This is a genomic window from Microbispora sp. NBRC 16548, from assembly GCF_030268985.1.
Classification (GTDB): Bacteria; Actinomycetota; Actinomycetes; order Streptosporangiales; family Streptosporangiaceae; genus Microbispora; species Microbispora catharanthi.
Window position 1 is genome coordinate 120,312 of record NZ_BSSF01000014.1, and the last position, 19,180, is coordinate 139,491.

Below are 19,180 nucleotides of genomic sequence, written 5' to 3' on the forward strand. Positions count from 1 at the left end.
CACGACCGTTCCGGCGGGCGTTGCTACCCTCGCGATCGTGGCGATCAGGAACTCCCACTGCTCCTTCTGCGGAGCGGCCTACGCGCCCGGCCTGCCCTGGCCGAGGACCTGCCAGGAGTGCGGCGGCACCAGCTATCTCAACCCCCTGCCGGTCGCGGTCATGGTGCTTCCGGTGGACGACGGCCTTCTCGTGGTCCGCCGGGACGTCGAGCCGCACCGCGGCCTGCTCGCCCTCCCCGGCGGCTTCATCGACATCGGCGAGTCCTGGCAGCAGGCCGCCGTACGGGAGCTCCGCGAGGAGACGGGCGTCGTCGTCGACGCGGCCGGCGTGCGGCTGTTCGACGCGGTCAGCGCGCCCGACGGCACCGTGCTGATCTTCGGCCTCGGGCCGCGGACGACCGCGGACGCCCTCCCGCCGGTCGCGCGCACCGCGGAGACCAGCGAGTGGCTGGTGATCGACGGCCCTCAGGAGCTGGCGTTCCCGCTGCACACGCGGGTGGTTGCCCGCTACTTCGGCTCCGCCCGATCGTCGTGAGCGTGGGAGCACCGGATCGCTTCGCCCCGGCGGCCGCTCTGACGCGCGTACGCGGCCGGGCTTTCAGCCTTCGTGGATCCGGCCGGCCTCGACGACGATGCGGCGTGTCGTGTGGACGGCCTTCAGCATGCGCCGGTCGTGGGTGACGAGCAGCAGGGTCCCCGTGTACGAGGCGAGCGCGGACTCCAGCTGTTCGATCGCCGGAAGGTCGAGGTGGTTGGTGGGCTCGTCCAGGACGAGCAGGTTGACCCCACGGGCCTGCAGCAGAGCGAGGGCCGCCCTCGTGCGCTCGCCCGGCGACAGCGTGGCCGCCGGCCGGAGCACGTGGTCGGCTCGCAGGCCGAACTTGGCCAGCAGCGTGCGGACGTCGGCGGGCGGCAGGTCGACGAGCGCGCCGAACGCGTCGAGCAGCGGCTCGTCGCCTTCGAAGAGGGCGCGGGCCTGGTCGACCTCGCCGACGACCACACTGGGGCCGAGCGCCGCCGTCCCCTCGTCGAGGGGCACCCGGCCGAGCAGCACGCCGAGCAGGGTGCTCTTGCCCGAGCCGTTCGCACCGGTGATCGCGACCCGGTCCGCCCAGTCGATCTGCAGGTCGACGGGCCCGAACGTGAAGGCGCCACGTCGCGCGACCGCGCCGCGCAACGTCGCGACCACGGCCCCGGAGCGAGGCGCGGCGGCGATCTCCATCCGCAGCTCCCACTCCTTACGCGGCTCCTCGACGACGTCCATCCGCTCGATCAGTCTCTCGGTCTGCCGGGCCTTGGCCGCCTGCTTCTCCGTCGCCTCGGTGCGGAACTTCCGCCCGATCTTGTCCCCGTCGGTGGCCTTGCGGCGCGCGTTCTTGACGCCCTTCTCCATCCAGGCGCGCTGGGCCCGGGCGCGGGCTTCCAGAGACGTCCTGGTCTCGGCGTACTCCTCGTACTGCTCGCGTGCGTGCCTGCGGGCGACCTCGCGCTCCTCCAGGAAGGCGTCGTAACCGCCGCCGTACGCGCGGACCTGCTGCTGGGCCAGGTCGAGCTCGACCACCCTGTTCACCGTGCGGGCGAGGAACTCGCGGTCGTGACTGACGACCACGGTCCCGGCGCGCAGCCCCGTCACGAAGCGTTCGAGCCGGTCCAAACCGTCGAGGTCGAGGTCGTTGGTGGGCTCGTCGAGGAGGAACACGTCGTAACGGCTGAGCAGCAGCGAGGCCAGCCCCGCCCGGGCCGCCTGGCCGCCGGACAGGGACGTCATCTCCTGCTCCAGGCTGACCGTGAGCCCGAGGTCGGCGACCACCTCCTCGGCCCGCTCCTCCAGGTCGGCGCCGCCGAGGGCGAGCCAGCGATCAAGGGCCTCGGCGTACGCGTCGCCGGGATCGCCGCTCACGAGCGCCTCGGTGGCCGCGTCGAGGGCCCGCTGTGCGGAGGCGACCCCGGTCCGGCGGGCGAGGAAGGCGGCGACGGTCTCACCGGGCCGCCGTTCGGGCTCCTGCGGCAGATGGCCGATGTTGGCGGTGGGCGGGCTGAGCCGGACGCTGCCGTGCTCGGGGGCGTCGAGGCCGGCCAGCAGGCGCAGCAGCGTCGACTTGCCCGCGCCGTTCACGCCCACCAGCCCCACGACGTCCCCGGGCGCGACGACCAGATCGAGATCCGTGAACAGGACGCGGTCGCCGTGCCCGGCGGTGAGTTCCTTCGCGACAAGAGTGGCGCTCATCAGGACACAGACCCTACTGGGTCCGAGCCGAGGAGTATTCCTAGAGGCCCTCGGCGAGCGAGAGCAGGCGGGTGACGGTGTTCCAGTTGCGCATGGTGGCCGGGCCGGTCGAATACTTCTCCATGAGCGGCGGCAGCTTGGGACGCCGCAGCCCGTCGGGGAAGTAGATGTAGAGCTCCCGCTCGCCTATCCGCATCTCCTCCGGGGCGTACGCCGCCGGATCGATGCTCGCCAGCCCCTCCCGGTCGGGCGGCCGGGCCAGGAAGACCACGGCGAACCGGGCGGGGTCCCGGACCTCCAGGGGGTTGTGCTCCACCACTCCGCGAAGCTGCTCAGCCGTACGGACGATCACCGCTACGGACAGGCCGAGCTCCTCCCGGATCCCACGCTCGATCGCGGCGGCGATCGGCTCGGCGTCCCCGTCCGCGGTGAACAGGGCGTTCCCGCTGCGCAGGTGCGTGCGCACGTTTCCGTGTCCGAGCCGTTCCAGCAGTGCCCTGAGATCGGCCATCGCCACCGCGGTGGCGGGGTTGACGTTGATGCCGCGCAGCAGCGCCACGTATCGCATCGCATCGCCTCCTTCCGGCGGGAGGCTATCCCCCGTTCCTGTCAGACCGCGTCAGGTATCCGGCGGTCATCTGGTCGGCGGCCTCCCCCGCGATCGCCGCCGAAGGCGCCCTGGTCCGCGTCGTCGCCATGTCGGCCGCCGATCACTCGCCGGTCACTCGCCGATCAGTCGCCGATCGTCGCTGGGCGCGCCAACACGACCGTTCGGCGATCGGTGATCTCCCTGTGACCTGTGAGTCCTTACGCTGCCGCCGAGCAACCGTCCCGCTGGTCCGCGCGACGGCCCCGTCACGCGGATCTGCCGGGCACGCCTGGTCCGTGTCCGATTGGAGAACGTGTGACGACCCCCCGCGCCGACCGCGGCCGAAACCCCGACCGAAGCCCGCTGAACTGGCTGCTCCTGCTGCCGATCGTGATCCCGCTCATCCCGCCCCTGTTCAACGCCGACGAACCGCGGCTGTTCGGCATCCCGATGTTCTACTGGCTGCAACTCGCCTTCATCATCCTCGGCGTCACCTCCACCACCCTCGTCTACCGCGCGACGAGGAGGAGCCGGTGAAGACCACCGAAATCGTCATCTTCACCCTCCTGTTCCTGGTCGTCAGCGGCATGGGCTTCCTCGCCGCCCGCTGGCGCCGTCCCGGCGACCTCGCCACGCTGGACGAGTGGGGTCTCGGCGGGCGCAGCTTCGGCAGCTGGATCACCTGGTTCCTGATCGGCGGCGACCTCTACACGGCCTACACGTTCGTGGCCGTACCCGCCCTGATCTTCGGCGCGGGCGCCATGGGCTTCTACGCCGTGCCGTACACGGTGGTCGTCTACCCGATGGTGATGCTCGTGCTGGTCCGGCTGTGGTCGGTCTCGCACGTGCACAACCTCGTCACGCCGGCCGACTTCGTCCGCGTGCGCTTCGGCTCCCCGACGCTGGCGCTGCTCGTGGCGATCACCGGCATCGTCGCGACCATGCCGTACATCGCGCTGCAGCTCGTCGGCATCGAGGCGGTGCTGAAGACGATGGGACTGACGGGCGACCTGCCGCTGATCATCGCGTTCGCGATCCTCGCGGCCTACACCTACCAGTCCGGGCTGCGCGCCCCCGCGCTGATCGCGTTCGTCAAGGACTCGCTGATCTACCTGGTGATCCTGGTCGCGATCATCTACATCCCGGCCAAGCTCGGCGGCTGGGACGCGATCTTCGGCGCCGCGAAGGCGAGGTTCGACGCGACCCCGGCTCCGGGCGACGGCACCCTGCTCAACGCCAACAACCAGCTCCAGTACGTCACGCTCGCGTTCGGCTCGGCGCTGGCGCTGTTCCTCTATCCGCACAGCGTCACCGGGATCCTCGCGTCGCGGAACCGGAACGTCATCAAGCGGAACATGTCGGCCCTGCCGGCCTACAGCCTGCTGCTCGGCCTGATCGCCCTGCTCGGCTACATGGCGATCGCGGCCGGGGTCAAGCCGATCGGCAAGGACAGCAACACGATCGTGCCGCAGCTGTTCGACAACGTGTTCCCCGACTGGTTCGCCGGAGTGGCCTTCGCCGCCGTCGGCATCGGCGCGCTCGTGCCCGCCGCGATCATGTCGATCGCCGCGGCCAACCTGTTCTCCCGCAACATCTACAAGGAGTACATCAAGCGGGACGCCACCGCCGCCCAGGAGGCCACGGTCAGCAAGATCGCGTCGCTGGTCGTGAAGATCGGCGCGGTGCTGTGCATCCTGCTCATCGAACCGCAGTTCTCGATCGACCTGCAGCTCATCGGCGGCGTGATCATCCTGCAGACGCTCCCGTCGGTGGGCCTCGGCCTCTACACCCGCTGGTTCCACCGGGGCGGCCTGATCGCGGGCTGGGCCGCCGGCATGGCGGCCGGGATGGTGCTGCTGTACAACATCGCCAACCCGGCCACCAACCACGCCCACTTCGGCGGCTCGGCCTTCCCGTTGTCGCAGCTCGGGTTCGACACCAAGATCACGGTGTACGCCGGGTTCCTCGCGCTGATCGTCAACCTGGTCGTCGCCGTGCTCGGGACCTTCGTGGCCCGTGCCCTCAAGAGCACCGACGGCCCGGACGGCACCCGGCCGGAGGACTACTTCGCCGACCAGGGCGACCCGCGCGTCCACGAACTGGAAACCACGGCGCCCGCCGCCTGACCGGGGTCCACACCGACTTGTGGCCGGCTTGACGCGGCGGCGCGCGCTACGTGGAGCCGGCCACAAGCATGCGGTGGGACAAAGAGGCATCACCTCGAACAACGAAGGAGCGAAGGATGCCTCTCACCAACGACCTGATCGTCACCGGCGGCCACGTGATCGGCATGGACCCGGCGGCGCCGGACGGCCCCGCCGACGTCGTCGTCCGCGACGGCGTGATCGTGGCGGTCGGCCCCGCCGCCGAAGTGTCCCCGGAGGCGGAGGTCGTGGACGCCTCGGGCTGCGTGGTGATGCCGGGCCTGGTCGACACCCACCGCCACACCTGGCAGTCCGCGCTGCGTCACATCGGGCTGGACTGGAGCCTGATGGACTACCTCGGGGCCGCGTTCCTCCAGCTCGGGCCGAACTTCCGGCCCGAGGACGTCTACGCGGGCACCCTGCTCGGCGCGCTCGGCGCGCTGGAGTCCGGGATCACGACACTCGTCGACTGGTCCCACATCCAGAACACCCCCGAGCACAGCGACGCCGCCGTGGCCGCGCTGCGCGACAGCGGGATCCGCGGGGTCTTCGCCTACGGCTGGCCCCAGATCGACCCGCTCAGCTGGGTGGGCGACCACAGCGACGCGGAGCTTCCCGCCGACGTCCGCCGGATCAGGGACGTGCTCCGCGACGACACCGCCCGCGTGACGATGGCCCTGGCGGCGCGCGGCCCCGAGATGTCGGCTCCCGCCGCCGCCCGGCGTGACCTGCTGCTCGCGCGGGAGCTCGGCCTGCGGGCCACCATGCACGTCGGCTCCGCCGACAAGGCGGGCAGCGTCGGGTGGCTGCACGACGAAGGCCTGCTCGACGAGACGATCACGCTGGTGCACGCGAGCGCGACCGGCGACGACGAACTGAAGGCCGCAGCGGGCGCCGGCGCGACCGCGAGCGTGTCGCCGTTCATCGAGATGACCATGCCCGGGCTCGGCACGCCCGCGACCGGCCGTCTCCTGCGGGCGGGCCTCGTCACCGGCCTCAGCACCGACACCGAGGTCGCCACCTCGGGAGACATGTTCACCCAGATGCGCGCTGCCCTGGCGCACCACCGGTTCACGCAGGACCCGGCGCCGCTGACCGCCGACGGCCTGCTGCGGATGGTCACCGCCGACGGCGCCGCGGTGGCCGGGCTGTCCGCCGTCACCGGCAGCCTCACGCCCGGCAAGCGGGCCGACCTGATCGTGGTCGAGGCCGGCACCCCCGCCATGGCGCCGATGCTCGATCCGCGCGCCGCCGTCGTCCTCGCCGGCCACCCCGGGCTGGTCCGCACGGTCGTCTGCGACGGCGTGGTCGTGAAGCGGGACGGCGTGCTCACCGGGCCGGTCGGGCGGGCCATGGACGCCGCGGCGGCGAGCCTCGCCCACCTCCGCGAAGCCGTGCCCGGGGCGCTCTGCGCCTGAGAACACGGTGCTCTGCGCCTGAAGCGCAGTGCTCTCCGCCTGAGGGCTCAGTCTCGGCCGATGATCGTGGCACAATCCCGGCATGGCGGTCATGTTCCGGGTGCTCGGCCCGGTCGAGGCGTACGTCGACGGCGTTCCCGTCGACCTCGGCGGGCCGCGGCCCCGGTTGCTGGTGGCCCGCCTGCTGATCGCCAGGGGCGCGACCGTGTCGGTGGACGCGATCCTCGACGACCTGTACGACGGCACGCCGCCGCCGCGCGCCCAGAGCACGCTGCACAGCTACATCTCCAACCTGCGCCGGGTGCTCGAACCCGGCCGCGCTCCGCGCACGCCCTCGTCCGTGCTCCTCAGCCGCCCTCCGGGGTACGCGCTCGGGCCGCACGAGGTGGACGCCGACGAGCTCGTCCGCCTGGCCCAGGCAGGCGAGCCGGAACGCGCCCTGGCCCTGTGGCGCGGCATGCCGTACGAGGAGTTCGGCGACGTGCCCTGGCTCCGGCCGGAGATCGAGCGGCTCGCCGAGGCGCATCTGGTGACGCGGGAGCGGCTCCTGGCCGGGAGGGTGGGCGACCCGCACGTGGTGGGCGAGCTGGAGGCCCTGGTGGCCGCGCATCCCCTGCGCGAAGGGCTGTGGGAGCTGCTCGCCCGCACGCTCTACTCCCTGGGCCGGCAGGCGGACGCCCTGGAGGCGCTGCGCACGGCCCGGGTCCACCTGGCCGAGGAGCTCGGCCTCGACCCCGGCCCGGCGCTGCGGCGCCTGGAGGAGGCGATCCTCGCCCAGGACCCGGCCCTCGACGGCCCCGCCCCCGTACGGCAGGGCCGGGCGGCGCCAGTCCAAGCAGCACGCGCCGAAGCAGCACGGGCCGAGGCGGACCGGCCGGAGCGGCGCGCCGTCGGCCGGGGGACGCAGTTCGACCGGCTCGACGAGCTGGCGCGGGAGGTCATCCAGGCGGCCCGGGGAGTGGCCCAGCGCGGGCCGGGGATCGCGGTGATCTCCGGTGAGCCGGGGATCGGCAAGACGTGGCTGGCGGAGGCGTTCGCCGGGCGGCGGGCCGCCGAGGGCTGGCTAATCGCCTGGGGCAGATGTCACGAGACCTCCGGCGTGCCCGCGCTGTGGCCGTGGCAGCAGATCGTCCGGGATCTCGCCGCCCGGGTCCCCCCTTCCCCCGCGCAGGCCGCCGCCCTGCGGGTGCTGCTCGGCGACGCCGCCCCGGGAGACGGCCCCGCCCCGAGGGCAGAACGGCCCGCCGAGGCGAGCGAGGCGCGGTTCCGGCTGCACCAGGCGACCTCGGCGTACCTGGGGACGGCCGCGGCCGACCGGCCGCTGCTCGTGGCGATCGACGATCTCCAGTGGGCCGACACGGCGTCGCTGGGCCTGCTGTCCGACCTCGCGTTGCTGCTGCGCGGCGCGGTCTGCATCGTGATCACCGTGCGGTCCGGCGAGGGCCCGGCCGCGGTGCACGACACGCTCGGCCTGCTCGGGCGGCACGACGCCCTCCGCCTGCCGCTGGCCGGGCTCGACCGCGCCGCGGTCGCCGAGCTGTCGGGGCTGCGCGACGCGGCGAGCGTGGCGGCGCTCGCCGAGCGCACCCGGGGCAATCCGCTGTTCATCCGCGAGACCCTCCGGCTGGCCGAGGACCAGGGCATCGAGAGGGCGCTCACCGGGGTGCCCGAGGGCCTGGCCGACGTCCTGCGCCGCCGCCTGCTCGACCTGCCCGCCCGGCACCGCCCCGCCATCGACGCGGCGGCCGTGCTCGGCACCGGCGCGGACCGGCGGCTGCTGGCCGAGGTCGTCGCGGACGCCTCGGGCGCGGACGTGGACGAGGCGCTCGACGCCGCGACCGCCCTCCGCGTTCTGGACGAGGACCTGCGCTTCACCCACGATCTGGTCCGGGAGACGGTCTACGCCGACATCCCGCCGCGCCGCCGGGCCGGGCTGCATCTGGCCGCGCTCCGGGCGCTCGAACTGCGCCCGGGGGCCGACCTCGCGGTCCTCGCCAGGCACGCGCTGGCCGCCGGGCCCGCCGCCGCGGCGGACGCGGTGCGCTGGGCGTCGGCCACGGCGGGGCAGGCGGCCGGACGGCACGCGTACGAGGACGCCGCGCAGTGGTGGCGCCGGGCGGTGGAGGCGCACGGGACGCTGCCCGGCGCGGACCCCCGCGAGCACGTCGAGCTCCTGCTCCAACTGGTCCGCGCGCAGCTCGCCGCCGGTCACGGCTTCTCGGCACGGCAGACCCGGGCGGAGGCGGTGCTCGCGGCCGACAGGTCGGGCGACCCGCTGCTCGCCGCGCGGGCGCTGACCAGCCTGGACGCCCCGGGGTTGTGGAAGTTCTACACCTATGGCGACATCGAGCTGCACACCGTGCGGCGCATCGAGGACGCCCTCACCGCGCTGCCGGAGGGGGACTCCGAACTACGCTGCAGGCTGCTCGGCTGCCTGGGAATGGAACGTTACGACGGCTCGGCCGACCCCCGCTGCGACACCGCCACGGCCGAGGCGCTGGCGATGGCCCGCCGTCTGGTGGCCTCCGGTGAGGCCGGCCGGGAACTGCTGGCGATCACCCTGAACGCGCGGTATCTGGGCGTGCAGCTGCCCGAGCACATGGCGGAGCTCGACGCGATCGGCGAGGAGCTCACCCGGCTCGGGCTGCCCGGGTTCGAGCTGCTCGGTCACATGATCAGAGAGCGAACCCGGATCGACCTGTTCGACGTGGCCGACGCCGACCGGGCCGCCGAGCGGGCGGGAGTGCTGGTCGAGCGGCTCAACCTGCCCTGGCCCCGGTTCCAGCACCTCATCTGGACCGGGACCCGGCGCCTCCTCGACGGGGACTTCGAGGGCGCGGGCAACGCGTACGCCGCGGCGGCCGAGGCCGGTGAGCGGCTCAACCTGTGGCACACGAGCAGCACGCTCTCCTCGGCGCTGCTCACCCGGCACTTCGCGATGCGGGACTTCGACGGCGCCGAGGAACTGATGGCGCACTACTCCCCCTTCCCCGCCCACCGGCAGGTGATGGGCGTGCTCATCGGCGACTGGCGGGGCGACCGCACGGCGGCTGAGGCGGCGCGCGAGCAGGGCTGGCACCCGCTGCCGCGCGACTTCGGCGAGCTGCCCGGGCTGTGCCTGCTGGGCGAGGCCCAGATCGTCGCCGACGACCACGAAGCGTGCGCCCTGACCTATCGCAGGCTCCTGCCGTACGAGGACAGGATCGCCTTCGGGGCGGGCACGTTCTGCGCCGGGCCGGTCGGCTACTACCTGGGGCGGATGGCCTACCTGGGCCGGGCGGCCGGGCCGGAGACGGCGCGGGCGCATCTGGACACGGCCGCCAAGCGCTGCGCGGCGGCCGGGCTGACCTGGTGGGCCACCCGGATCGCCCGCGAGCGGGACCAGGTCGCGCCCTGAGCTGTGCCCTGAGCTGTGCCCCTGACCTGCGCCCTGATCCGTGCCCTGACCCGTGCTCAGCCCGCGGCCGGCGACGCCGCGGGCTGTCCCACGACCACCCTGCCGCCGCGCCACAGGGTGGCGGCGAACGCCACCAGTGCGACGGCGAGCGGCGCGTGCCCGGCTGCACCGGCGACCCCGCCAGCCGGAGCGCCGAATGCCGCGACCGCCGCGACGACGAGCAGGACGGGCTGCCAGAGCGGCGTCGCGCGGGTGTGGATCAGCGCGGCGGCGAGCACCAGCATCCCCACGGTGAACAGGGGGGCCAGATAGAAGGGCACGCCGATGAAGGCGTCGTCCGAGGCCATGTCGTAGACCTTCCGTGCGAGCGCGGGGTCGTGCGCCGTGAGCATGCCCATGGTGAACCCGATGGTGGAGGCGCCGACGGCGAGGCCGGCCGCGCCGACGGCCGCGAGCGTCGAGCCGACGGCCGCGAGCCGGGGGCTGCGCTCGCCGGCGAGCCGGCCGATCCCGTACGCCGCGGGCGCCAGCAGCACCGCCGCGATCGAGGTGAGCAGTGTGGCGGCGGCGAACCTGCCGTGGGCCTGGGTGACCTCGTTGACGTAGTCGGCGGCCGGCAGCGTCGAGGGCGTGTTCCACAGATGTCCGAGCACGAGGCAGACCGCCGCCGCGGTCATCGAGCCCGCCAGCAGCCGGGGGCTCGTCTCACTGGTGGTCATGTGCGTGTCCTTTCGGTTCGTCCGGCTGGTGATGGCCGAACGGTAGGAGCCCGCGGGGCTTCTGCGGATCGGCCGTGGCGCGCAGACTCCGGGGGGCGCGGCTACGACCTTCGATCGACGGCGGGGACCGACCTCCGGCCGATGTAGGGGCGTCACCGGCCTGCCTACACTGACGGGCGTGTGGCGTGATCGGGTGCGTGGCCGGCCAGCGGACGCGGCGCTGGCGCTGGCGCTGGTCGTCGTGGGTCAGGTCGAAGTGCGGTATGGCAGCGTCGGCTACCTGGGCAGCGCGCCGTACGCCGTCAGCGCGGTACTGGCCGCGCTGATCCCGCTGCCGCTGATCTGGCGGCGGCGTGCCCCGCTGACGGTCCTGGTGCTGGTCGGGCTGGCGATGGCCCTGCCGACGCTCGTCGTCGACCGCAGCATCCCGTTCTGGGGCGGGCCGATGACCCTCGACGTGGCGGTCTACAGCGCCTCCCGTCACGCCGCTCCGCCACGGGACCGGTGGGCGCTGCTGGTGCCGGCCGTGACCGTCGGGCTGGTCGCCACTGCCCTCCCGGTCTTCCGCAGCCTCAACGAGGTGGCGTTCTCCACCGGCGTGTTCGGCGTCGGGTGGGCGGGCGGGCAGGTGATGCGGAGCTGGCAGCGCCGGCACGAGCTGCTCGGGGACGACCTGCTGACCCTGGCCGAGTCGGCGGCGCTGCGCGAACAGGCCGCCGCGGCCGCCGAGCGGGCCCGCATCGCCCGCGAACTCCACGACGTCGTCGCACACAGCGTGAGCGTGATGGTGGTGCAGGCCGGGTCGGCCCGGCTGCGGTTGCGTCGGGATCCCGCCGCCGCGGAGGAGGCGCTGCGCGTGGTGGAGGAGAGCGGGCGGGAGGCGCTGGGCGAGCTCAGGCAGCTGCTCGGGGTGCTCCGCGCCGACGACGAGGCGACCGCCGTGGACCCGCAGCCGGGCCTGGCCGGGATCGACGACCTGCTCGCGCAGCTGCGGGCGTCCGGTCTCGACGTGCTCCTGGAGGTCCACGGCGTACGACGCGACCTACCGCCGGGCCTGGACCTGTCGGCATACCGGATCGTGCAGGAGGCGCTGACCAACGCGCTCAAGCACGCCGGGCCGACCACGGCCACGGTCCGCATCGGCTACGGCCAGGGCCGCCTGGACCTGCAGGTGTGCAACGCCGACGGACGGCGGCCCGTGCTGGCCCGGGCGGGGGCGGGGCACGGGCTCGTCGGGATGCGGGAACGGGTCGCGCTGTTCGGCGGGCGGCTCGAGGCGGGCCCCCGGGCCGGCGGCGGCTACCTCGTGCGCGCCACCCTCCCGCTGCCGGAGCCTGCCGCATGATCCGCGTCGTCATCGCCGACGACCAGGCGCTCGTCCGCGGCGGGTTCCGCGCCATCCTCGAGAACGACGGCGACATCGAGGTGATCGCCGAGGCGAACGACGGACTCGAAGCGGTCGAGGCGTGCCTGCGACTGCGGCCGGAGGTCGTGCTGATGGACGTCCGGATGCCGCACCTCGACGGGCTCGCCGCCGCCCGCCGGCTGCTCGCCGGCGACTCCGCCCCGCTGCGGGTCCTGATGCTCACCACGTTCGACCTCGACGAGTACGTCTACGCCGCGCTGCGCGCGGGGGCCAGCGGATTCCTCCTCAAGGACACGCCCGCCGACCAGCTCGCCCCGGCCGTCCGCACCGTCGCCGCCGGGCAGGCCCTGCTCGCCCCCTCGGTGACCCGCCGGCTGATCGAGCGATTCGCTCAACAGCCCGTCACTACGGGAGTGCCCGGCGAGCGGCTGGCGAGGCTGACCGAACGCGAGACCGACGTGCTCCGCGCCATGGCGAGAGCGCTGACGAACGCGGAGATCGCGCGTGAGCTGCACCTGTCCGAGGCGACGGTGAAGACGCACATCACCCACCTGCTCGCCAAACTCGGCCTGCGCGACCGCGTCCAGGCCGTCGTCCTCGCGTACGAGGAGGGCCTCGTGCGTCCCGGCGCGTCCGACCTCCCCTTCACGACACGCTGACGCCGCCGGGAGTGGGCCGCAAGTGGACGTTGAGTGGCGGTGAAGGGGGCGGGCCCATCGTGGGGCCATGACAACACCGACGCAGACCCGGCGCCGGCCGGGCGACCCCGCTCCCGACCTCGTCACGTTCCTCGTCTTCCACACCGGCCTGCGGCGCGAGTTCGGCAGGCTGGCCGAGGTCCTCGACCGCTGCGATCCCCGCGACGAGCGGCGCCGCGCGGTCGTCGACGAGCACCTCGCGCTGCTGCTGCGCGCCCTGCACCACCACCACACCGAGGAGGACGAGGCGATCTGGCCGCTGCTGCGCGGTCTCGTCCCCGAGGCCCGGACGGTGCTGGACCGGCTGGAGGCCGACCACCAGGAGATGGACGCCGTCATCGGCAGGCTCTCCGGCGGCGGCAGGCCGGCCCGCGAGGTCGCGGCCGACCTGCGCACGCTCGACCGGCTGCTGAACACCCACCTCGACCTGGAGGAGTCCGAGGTCGTCCCGCTCATCAGAGAGCACGTCAGCGCGGCCTGGTGGGAGGAGTCGGGCAAGAAGGTCACCAAGAGCCACGGCCGCGACCTGCCGATGCTCGCCGCCTGGCTGCTCGACGTGGCCACCCCCGCCGACCGCGACCACATCTTCGGCTCCGCTCCGGCCATCATGCGGGTCCTCTACCGGCTCTCCTGGCGCCGCGCCTACGAGCGCCGGGTGTCGCAGGTATACGGGTGAACAGGTGTACGGGTGACCTGGCCGGCGGCCTCCGCCGGGATCGAGCGGAGGCCGCGCCCGGAGAGCCCGGTCAGTCGCCGGGAAGGCAGACGGTGCCGGGCGGGGGCAGCGTCAGGTCCGTGAGATACCGCGTGGCGTGTCCGATCGCGCACCGGTTGCCGGAGAGGTAGAGCACGTGGCCGGGGCCGTCGTACCGGACGGCGGCCGAGCCGGGGACCCGCCGGACCAGGCTGTCGGTCAGCGTGTAGTCGCTCCAGGTGCCCGCGCCGAGCAGCGGCGGCAGGCCGAGGACCGGCAGGGGGCGGGACGGGTTCGCGACCGGCAGCGGCCACCCCGCGCAGGCGAGCTGGTCGAAGGTCGCTCCCCCGAAGTCCGGGGAGATCCTGCGCGCCTCCCGGCGGACCCTGACGTACTCCTCGTACCCGTGGTAGCCCCTGTCGTCCCCGCAGGTCATGCCGAGCGCGAGGGGCATCGTCCAAGCGCGGGCGTTGCCCAGGGCCACGTCGGCGAAGCCCGAGCCGTCGCCGTGCCGGGCCTTGTCCACCGCCTCGGCGAACGCGAGCCATCGGGAGTCGCCGGGCCCGGGGTCGGCGGCGAAGCCGAACCAGCGCAGGGAGGAGCCGGTCAGCTCCCCCCGGCCGAACCGCTGGGAGGTGACCGGGATCGGCGACCTGTCGGCCCGCGCGGTGAGGTCGCGCCAGACCTTCCCGGCGTCCTCGCCGTGCAGGGCGCAGGCGGGCGTCGCCGAGCACCAGGCGGTGAAGCGGCCGAACATCCGCTCCAGGCCCCGGTAGGCCACCAGGTTCTGGTTCGCCCAGCCGGCGGTCTGGTTGATCACGCCGTCCAGGTACATGGCGCGGACGCGTTCCGGGAACAGCCGGAGGTAGGCGGCGGCCGGCACCCCTCCGTAGGAGTTGGCCATGAAGCTGAGCCGCCGCTCACCGATGGCCGCGCGGATCGCCTCCATGTCGCGGGCCACCGACACCGAGTCGAGCCTGCCGTACAGCCCGCTGCGGTCCTCGGCCCGGCATTCGCGGATGGCCGCGGCGATCGCGCGGGCCTGGGCGTCGTACTCGGCCCGGTCGCGGGGCTCTATCAGGGCCGGCACCGCCGGCCGCGCGCAGGACTCCGGCAGCTTGGCGGCGAGGTCGGTGTTGCGCGGGTCGTAGGAGACGAGGTCGAAGCGTTCTCTGATGCCGGCGAGATCGCCCGCCGCCTGCTTGATGTCCTCGATCCCGCTGTTGCCGGGGCCGCCGGGGATGTGCAGCACGCTGCCGATCCTGTGGGCGGGATCGGTGGCCGGCAGCCGCGCGACGCGCAGGGTCGTCGTCCGCCCGTCCGGGTGGGCCCAGTCGAGCGGCACGTCGATCGTGCCGCATTGCGTTTCCGCGGGGAACCCTGCCCCCTCGCAGCCCGTCCACTCGATCGCCGGCCGATCCTTCGCCGCCCGATGCTCGGCAGCCTGCGCCTGCGCCGGGACGAGCCCGGCCGTCATCGCCGCCGTCGCGAGCCCGGCGGCCACGAGTCGTGTTCTGCCACGCATGCGCCGTGTCCTCCTCCGCGTTGTGCCGCTTCTTCTCACGCTCGCCGAGACGCGTACGCGGGCGGAATCCGACGGGCCCCCCGATCGGAGGTAGGGCTGTCCCCCTAGACGAGTAAGTCCGATCTCCGGTCAGTGGTCGTAGGCGATCAGCGACCGGGTGATCGGGGCGTTGGTTGCGTTGTTGTGCCAGATCGCGGTGGCCATCGTAAGGACGCGCTGGGCGACGCGGACGGCGACACCCTCGAAGGACCGGCCACCATGGTCTTCCAGGTTGAGCTGGCCCTTGAGGGTGTCGTTGACCGACTCGATCAGTTGCCGGACCTTCTTGAGCATCGGCTCGCCGTAGCGGGCCTTCTCGTCCTTGCGGGACGGCCGCAACATCCTGATCCCATACTCGCCCAGCAGCGTCTCGAAGTCCTTCCCGGCGAACCCCTTGTCGCAGATCAGCAGGATGCCGTCGTGCTCAGCCGCCACGCCCGCCTCGACTTCGAGCAGCGCGGCCAGTACCTCGCGCTCGCCGATCTTCAGGTCGGCCAGGGCCCACAGGATCGGCATGCCCGCAGGGGTGCACACCAGGTACAGCTTCAGCCCCCAGTAGAACCGCGAGTGGCTGGCGCAGTAGCCGTAGCCCGCCCATCCGGCCAGGTTCGAGCGTTTCACGGTGGGCCGGGACATGCCACAGGGTATCGGGGTGGAGTCCACGATCCAGCAGTCGTCGAGCCAGAAGTCGCTCGATTTCGCGAGCATCCGGATGACCCGTTTGATCAGCCCGAGCGCGGCGCGCAGCCGCTTGTTGTAGCCGGACTGCTGCGGCAAGTAGGGGAACAGGTCCCTCAGGTGCTTGCGGGCGTAGCGCAGCCAGTGGGCCTCGGAAGTGAAGCCGAGCATCGACTGGGCGACCGCGACACAGACCAGTTCGGAGTCGGTCAACACGGGAGGTCTGCCCATCCATCGCGGTCCGCCCAACTCGTCGTCGATCTTCACGTACAGTGCGGTCAAGAGGGTGTTCAGGTCTTGCGTCACAACATGATCCTGAATGCCCTCTGCTCATTCCTGATCACCGGCCGCAGACCGGGCTGGCGTTCCTGCCGAACACCCTGCTAACCATGCTGGTGGGCCTGAAGGTGACGCCGTGGCTGATGCGCCGCACCGACCATCGCGTGCTCATCGTCGCCGCGGCCGACGCGGGGGCAGCCTCCGGGCTGATGAACACCAGCAAGCAGATCGGCGGCGCGCTCGGCCTAGCCGCCCTGGTCGCTGCAACGGCGGGGGAGGGTGGCGAACCCGGCGGCCCGGCCCCGCGCAGGAGCTGGCGGCCGGCTACGGGCAGGCCTTCGCCGCCATCGCCGTGGTGCTGGCCGCCGTCGCTCTCCTGGCGGCCGCACTGCCGCGACGGCGCCACGCCGCCCCGGCGCACCCGGCGCTTCCCTCGTCGCCGGCCAGCACCGCGTACGAGCGCAGCCCCGCCCCTGGCCACGGCGGCGCCTGCCATGCCGGCATCTCCTACGTGTCGTCTCGATCGTGGCTTGCGAGCAGGGGCAGGACGATCTGGTCGACGATCTCGGCGAGTGCGGTCTCAGGCAGCGGACGGTGATGGACGAGCGTCTCCACGGCGACGAGCGTGATGGGCGCGACAGCGACCCGGGCCGGGGTGCGGGCGTGGTTGATCTCGCCGCGTACCACAGCGCGTTGGAGCAGGGCGTCCATCTCGCGCGTACCGGCCTGGCTGAGGCGCTCGCGCAGGTAGTCGGTGAGATCGCTGTCATCTGCCCGGCCGTCGCCGATGACTTGAAGGACGGGGGCGAGCTCGATCATGCGTGAGCTGACCAGGCGGAGCAGGGTCAGCAGGTCGGTGCGCAAAGAGCCGGTGTCAGGTATGGGCGGGGGTGCCGGCACCTGCTGACGCATGGCGGCCAGCACCAGGTCACGTCGATGCGGCCAGCGGCGATAGAGCACCGTCCGGCTCGTCTGGGCGCGGGCGGCCACGGCGTCGTAGGTGAGCTCGTGGTAGCCGACAGCGCGCAGTTCCTGCCAGGCCGCCTCCAAGAGGACCGTCTGCAGTTCCGCGCCCCGGCGGCGTCTGCGCCGGGTATCGTCCATCTCCGTTTTAGGCACATCATGTATCTTATCTTCTACTTAAGAAACAAAACGAACCTTAGGGGAGAGTCATGCGTGGCAAAGGCGTGCAGTACGACACCGGTACCTTTCCCAACGGCGACAGCAGCCGCAGCCTCTTCGACCCGGCGACCGTCGCACGCGAGATGCGCATCATCGCCGACGACCTGCACTGCAACGCCATCCGGATCACCGGCGGCGACCTCGATCGGCTCACGACCGCCGCCCAGCGCGCGGCCGAGGCCGGACTGCAGGTCTGGTTCTCACCATTTCCCTGTGAACTCACCGAGCAGCAGATGCTGCCCTACTTCGACGACTGCGCCGACCGGGCCGAAACGCTGCGCCGCCAGGGCGTCGACGTCGTGCTCGTCACCGGGTGCGAGCTGAGCCTGTTCGCCCGCGGTTACCTGCCTGGCGACACCTTCACCGAACGCATGCAGGCCCTGCGCGCAGCGCCCGAGGAGCGCGCCGCGGCACTGGCCGCGCTCCCCCGCCCCGTCAACGCCTTCCTCTCCCAGGTCGCCGCCTCCGTACGCCCCCGCTTCGGCGGCCCGCTCAGCTACGCCTCCATCCCCATCGAGCACGTCGACTGGACGCCCTTCGACATCATCGGCGTGGACGCCTACCGCAACCGGCACAACGCCGCCACCTTCCGCCAGGACCTGCGCGAGCACTTCACCCACGGCAAGCCCGTCGCCGTCACCGAGGCCGGCTGCTGCACCTTCCGCGGCGCGGCCGACTGGGGCGCCGGCGGCTGGACCGTGGTTGAGAACGGCCGCGTCAAGCCCGGCACCGAACGCGACGAGGGCGAGCAGGTCCGCTACATGGACGACTTGCTGACCGTCTTCGACGAGGTCGGCATGGACACCGTCTTCTGGTTCAGCTTCGCCGGGTTCGAGCTCCCGCACCGCGCCAACCCCACAGACGACCTCGACATCGGCTCCTACGGCATCGTCAAGATGCTCGACGGCGCCCAAGCCACCACCTATCCCGGCATGCCGTGGGAGCCGAAGGAAGCCTTCCACGCCCTCGCTCGCCACTATGCGAGCAGGACCACGACCGCGACGACATCGCCCTGATCGCCACCACCGTGCCATCACATAGGACTTACTCGTCTAGGGGAGGCACCGGGCGGACGGGTATCCGCGTATGGCTACGGTCCGGCCGGCGACCGGAGGGGGCGAGTGACGGCGTCGTCGATGAGCGCATCGCTCTGAGGCGTCGTGATCCGCCGAGACGTGACGAGCGCCGAGATGCCCTGAACGGTCGCGGCCAGCAGCAGCGTCAGCCGGCCGATCTCGCCCGCCTCATACGCGCCTGCCTCGACCCCGGCGCTCATGATGTCGGTCATGGTCTCGAACAGGCGCTGCGCGGCGTTTCGCACCGCCTCCGACGGGCCGTCCACCTTCGCCGGGAACATGAGATCGAGCAGTGCCGGCTCCCGCACGGCGAAGCTCACGTACGCCGAGGCCGCCGCGCGCATGACGTGTGCGAAGTCTCCGGGCACGCGCGAAACCGCCTCGCGCATCTCGTCGGCGAGCCGGATGAAGCCCCGTTCCGCCAGCGCGTCGAGGAGCGCGCCGCGGTCCACGAAATGACTCCGGGGGGCTCCATGACTGACACCCGCCTCACGCGCCAGTTCCCGGAGGGACAGCGCGTCGATCCCCCGCTCGCGAAGCACCGTCTCCGCCTGGTCGAGCAGCACGGCACGGAGATTGCCATGGTGGAAAGGCCGATCGGACACCGCCCTGTGGTTCGACGAGCGTCGGGAGCAACGCGATCCAGCTCGCCCGCAACGCCGGTTACCGGTCGTCGCGACCGCGTCACCGCACAACTTCGACTACCTCCGATCGCTGGGCGCGGCCGAGGTGGTCGACCGCCGCAGCCGCACCGCCGTCGACGAGATCGTGGACCTGATCGGCGCCGTCCGCTCGCCGGCACGCTCGCGATCGGATCCGGGTCACTCGTGCCGGCGGCCGCGATCGCGTCCCGGACCACGGGCGGCAAGCGGGTCGCGTCGGCGCAGCCCGGGTGGGTCACGCGCATCCGAGGCCCGAGAGCCCGCCGGCCGGGGGTGCGGGTGAGCGGGATCTGGGGCGGCACCCTGAAGGACAACGAGGTCGGGCCGGGAATCTACGTCGACTTCCTCCCAGCCGCGCTCGCTACCGGCGCCTATCGGGCCGCGCCGGATACGACCGTCGTGGGCCACGGGCTCGCCCGCATCCCCGACGCGCTGCGGCGGCTCCGCGGCGGCGTCTCCGCGAACAAGCTCGTCGTCACCGTCTGAA

18 protein-coding genes are annotated in these 19,180 nt (G+C 72.7%); 10 read left to right on the forward strand and 8 right to left on the reverse strand.

Going from position 1 to position 19,180, the window contains the following annotated elements; translation table 11 throughout:
* Positions 1-37: 37 nt before the first annotated feature.
* Positions 38-535 (forward strand): NUDIX domain-containing protein, encoded by a 498-nt coding sequence (locus QSK36_RS32675; protein ID WP_285785036.1) that lies wholly within the window; start codon positions 38-40, stop codon positions 533-535.
* Between the two features lie 63 nt (positions 536-598).
* On the opposite strand, the gene QSK36_RS32680 is transcribed toward QSK36_RS32675, so the two are convergent.
* The gene (locus tag QSK36_RS32680) at positions 599-2,227 is read right to left on the reverse strand and encodes an ABC-F family ATP-binding cassette domain-containing protein (RefSeq protein ID WP_285785037.1); all 1,629 of its coding nucleotides are present in this window, start codon (positions 2,225-2,227) and stop codon (positions 599-601) included.
* A 40-nt stretch (positions 2,228-2,267) separates the two neighbouring features.
* A complete protein-coding gene (locus QSK36_RS32685) occupies positions 2,268-2,795 on the reverse strand; it encodes a DUF1697 domain-containing protein (protein WP_285785038.1) in 528 nt (175 codons plus the stop codon).
* 336 nt (positions 2,796-3,131) lie between these two features.
* Between QSK36_RS32685 and QSK36_RS32690 the strand changes: the two genes are divergently transcribed.
* From QSK36_RS32690 to QSK36_RS32705, 4 genes are all read left to right on the forward strand, one after another.
* Entirely contained in the window at positions 3,132-3,353 is a 222-nt protein-coding gene (locus tag QSK36_RS32690; protein ID WP_205826108.1) for a DUF3311 domain-containing protein, read from the forward strand.
* The gene (gene mctP, locus QSK36_RS32695) at positions 3,350-4,942 is read left to right on the forward strand and encodes a monocarboxylate uptake permease MctP (protein WP_285785039.1); all 1,593 of its coding nucleotides are present in this window, start codon (positions 3,350-3,352) and stop codon (positions 4,940-4,942) included. The genes QSK36_RS32690 and mctP overlap by 4 nt, the downstream gene beginning before the upstream one ends.
* 116 nt (positions 4,943-5,058) lie before the next feature.
* On the forward strand, positions 5,059-6,378 hold the full coding sequence (locus QSK36_RS32700) for an amidohydrolase family protein (protein ID WP_285785040.1): 1,320 nt from the start codon (positions 5,059-5,061) through the stop codon (positions 6,376-6,378).
* 82 nt (positions 6,379-6,460) lie between these two features.
* Complete coding sequence (locus tag QSK36_RS32705) at positions 6,461-9,775, forward strand: ATP-binding protein (RefSeq protein ID WP_285785041.1); 3,315 nt, start codon at positions 6,461-6,463, stop codon at positions 9,773-9,775.
* 56 nt (positions 9,776-9,831) lie between these two features.
* On the opposite strand, the gene QSK36_RS32710 is transcribed toward QSK36_RS32705, so the two are convergent.
* Complete coding sequence (locus QSK36_RS32710) at positions 9,832-10,494, reverse strand: DUF4386 family protein (protein ID WP_183532703.1); 663 nt, start codon at positions 10,492-10,494, stop codon at positions 9,832-9,834.
* A 178-nt stretch (positions 10,495-10,672) separates the two neighbouring features.
* On the opposite strand from QSK36_RS32710, the gene QSK36_RS32715 reads away from it, so the two are divergent.
* From QSK36_RS32715 to QSK36_RS32725, 3 genes are all read left to right on the forward strand, one after another.
* Entirely contained in the window at positions 10,673-11,839 is a 1,167-nt protein-coding gene (locus QSK36_RS32715) for a sensor histidine kinase (RefSeq protein WP_183532705.1), read from the forward strand.
* A complete protein-coding gene (locus QSK36_RS32720; protein ID WP_285785042.1) occupies positions 11,836-12,519 on the forward strand; it encodes a response regulator in 684 nt (227 codons plus the stop codon). The genes QSK36_RS32715 and QSK36_RS32720 overlap by 4 nt, the downstream gene beginning before the upstream one ends.
* Positions 12,520-12,586: 67 nt before the next feature.
* The gene (locus QSK36_RS32725) at positions 12,587-13,234 is read left to right on the forward strand and encodes a hemerythrin domain-containing protein (RefSeq protein ID WP_183532709.1); all 648 of its coding nucleotides are present in this window, start codon (positions 12,587-12,589) and stop codon (positions 13,232-13,234) included.
* 70 nt (positions 13,235-13,304) lie between these two features.
* Here QSK36_RS32725 and QSK36_RS32730 read toward each other — a convergent pair whose 3' ends face one another.
* The 4 genes from QSK36_RS32730 to QSK36_RS32745 all read right to left on the reverse strand — a co-directional run bounded on the left by QSK36_RS32730 (position 13,305) and on the right by QSK36_RS32745 (position 16,892).
* Positions 13,305-14,777 (reverse strand): alpha/beta fold hydrolase, encoded by a 1,473-nt coding sequence (locus tag QSK36_RS32730; RefSeq protein ID WP_285785043.1) that lies wholly within the window; start codon positions 14,775-14,777, stop codon positions 13,305-13,307.
* Positions 14,778-14,906: 129 nt separating this feature from the next.
* Positions 14,907-15,800 (reverse strand): IS982 family transposase, encoded by an 894-nt coding sequence (locus QSK36_RS32735; protein WP_285785044.1) that lies wholly within the window; start codon positions 15,798-15,800, stop codon positions 14,907-14,909.
* A 297-nt stretch (positions 15,801-16,097) separates the two neighbouring features.
* A complete protein-coding gene (locus QSK36_RS32740; protein WP_139572980.1) occupies positions 16,098-16,277 on the reverse strand; it encodes a hypothetical protein in 180 nt (59 codons plus the stop codon).
* 3 nt (positions 16,278-16,280) lie between these two features.
* On the reverse strand, positions 16,281-16,892 hold the full coding sequence (locus QSK36_RS32745) for a TetR/AcrR family transcriptional regulator (protein WP_183532715.1): 612 nt from the start codon (positions 16,890-16,892) through the stop codon (positions 16,281-16,283).
* Between the two features lie 53 nt (positions 16,893-16,945).
* On the opposite strand from QSK36_RS32745, the gene QSK36_RS32750 reads away from it, so the two are divergent.
* The gene (locus QSK36_RS32750) at positions 16,946-17,971 is read left to right on the forward strand and encodes a glycoside hydrolase family 113 protein (RefSeq protein ID WP_285785045.1); all 1,026 of its coding nucleotides are present in this window, start codon (positions 16,946-16,948) and stop codon (positions 17,969-17,971) included.
* A gap of 74 nt (positions 17,972-18,045) precedes the next feature.
* Here QSK36_RS32750 and QSK36_RS32755 read toward each other — a convergent pair whose 3' ends face one another.
* A complete protein-coding gene (locus tag QSK36_RS32755; protein ID WP_285785046.1) occupies positions 18,046-18,597 on the reverse strand; it encodes a TetR/AcrR family transcriptional regulator in 552 nt (183 codons plus the stop codon).
* A gap of 375 nt (positions 18,598-18,972) precedes the next feature.
* Here QSK36_RS32755 and QSK36_RS32760 point away from each other — a divergent pair, with 375 nt between their 5' ends.
* On the forward strand, positions 18,973-19,179 hold the full coding sequence (locus tag QSK36_RS32760) for a hypothetical protein (RefSeq protein WP_285785047.1): 207 nt from the start codon (positions 18,973-18,975) through the stop codon (positions 19,177-19,179).
* Position 19,180 lies beyond the last annotated feature (1 nt).

Coding starts and splice junctions, on each gene's coding strand:
- QSK36_RS32680 (WP_285785037.1), bottom strand. CDS start 2,227: ATGAGCGCCACTCTTGTCGCGAAGGAACTCACCGCCGGGCACGGCGAC.
- QSK36_RS32685 (WP_285785038.1), bottom strand. CDS start 2,795: ATGCGATACGTGGCGCTGCTGCGCGGCATCAACGTCAACCCCGCCACC.
- QSK36_RS32700 (WP_285785040.1), top strand. CDS start 5,059: ATGCCTCTCACCAACGACCTGATCGTCACCGGCGGCCACGTGATCGGC.
- QSK36_RS32705 (WP_285785041.1), top strand. CDS start 6,461: ATGGCGGTCATGTTCCGGGTGCTCGGCCCGGTCGAGGCGTACGTCGAC.
- QSK36_RS32710 (WP_183532703.1), bottom strand. CDS start 10,494: ATGACCACCAGTGAGACGAGCCCCCGGCTGCTGGCGGGCTCGATGACC.
- QSK36_RS32720 (WP_285785042.1), top strand. CDS start 11,836: ATGATCCGCGTCGTCATCGCCGACGACCAGGCGCTCGTCCGCGGCGGG.
- QSK36_RS32725 (WP_183532709.1), top strand. CDS start 12,587: ATGACAACACCGACGCAGACCCGGCGCCGGCCGGGCGACCCCGCTCCC.
- QSK36_RS32730 (WP_285785043.1), bottom strand. CDS start 14,777: ATGCGTGGCAGAACACGACTCGTGGCCGCCGGGCTCGCGACGGCGGCG.
- QSK36_RS32740 (WP_139572980.1), bottom strand. CDS start 16,277: ATGCCGGCATGGCAGGCGCCGCCGTGGCCAGGGGCGGGGCTGCGCTCG.
- QSK36_RS32750 (WP_285785045.1), top strand. CDS start 16,946: ATGCGTGGCAAAGGCGTGCAGTACGACACCGGTACCTTTCCCAACGGC.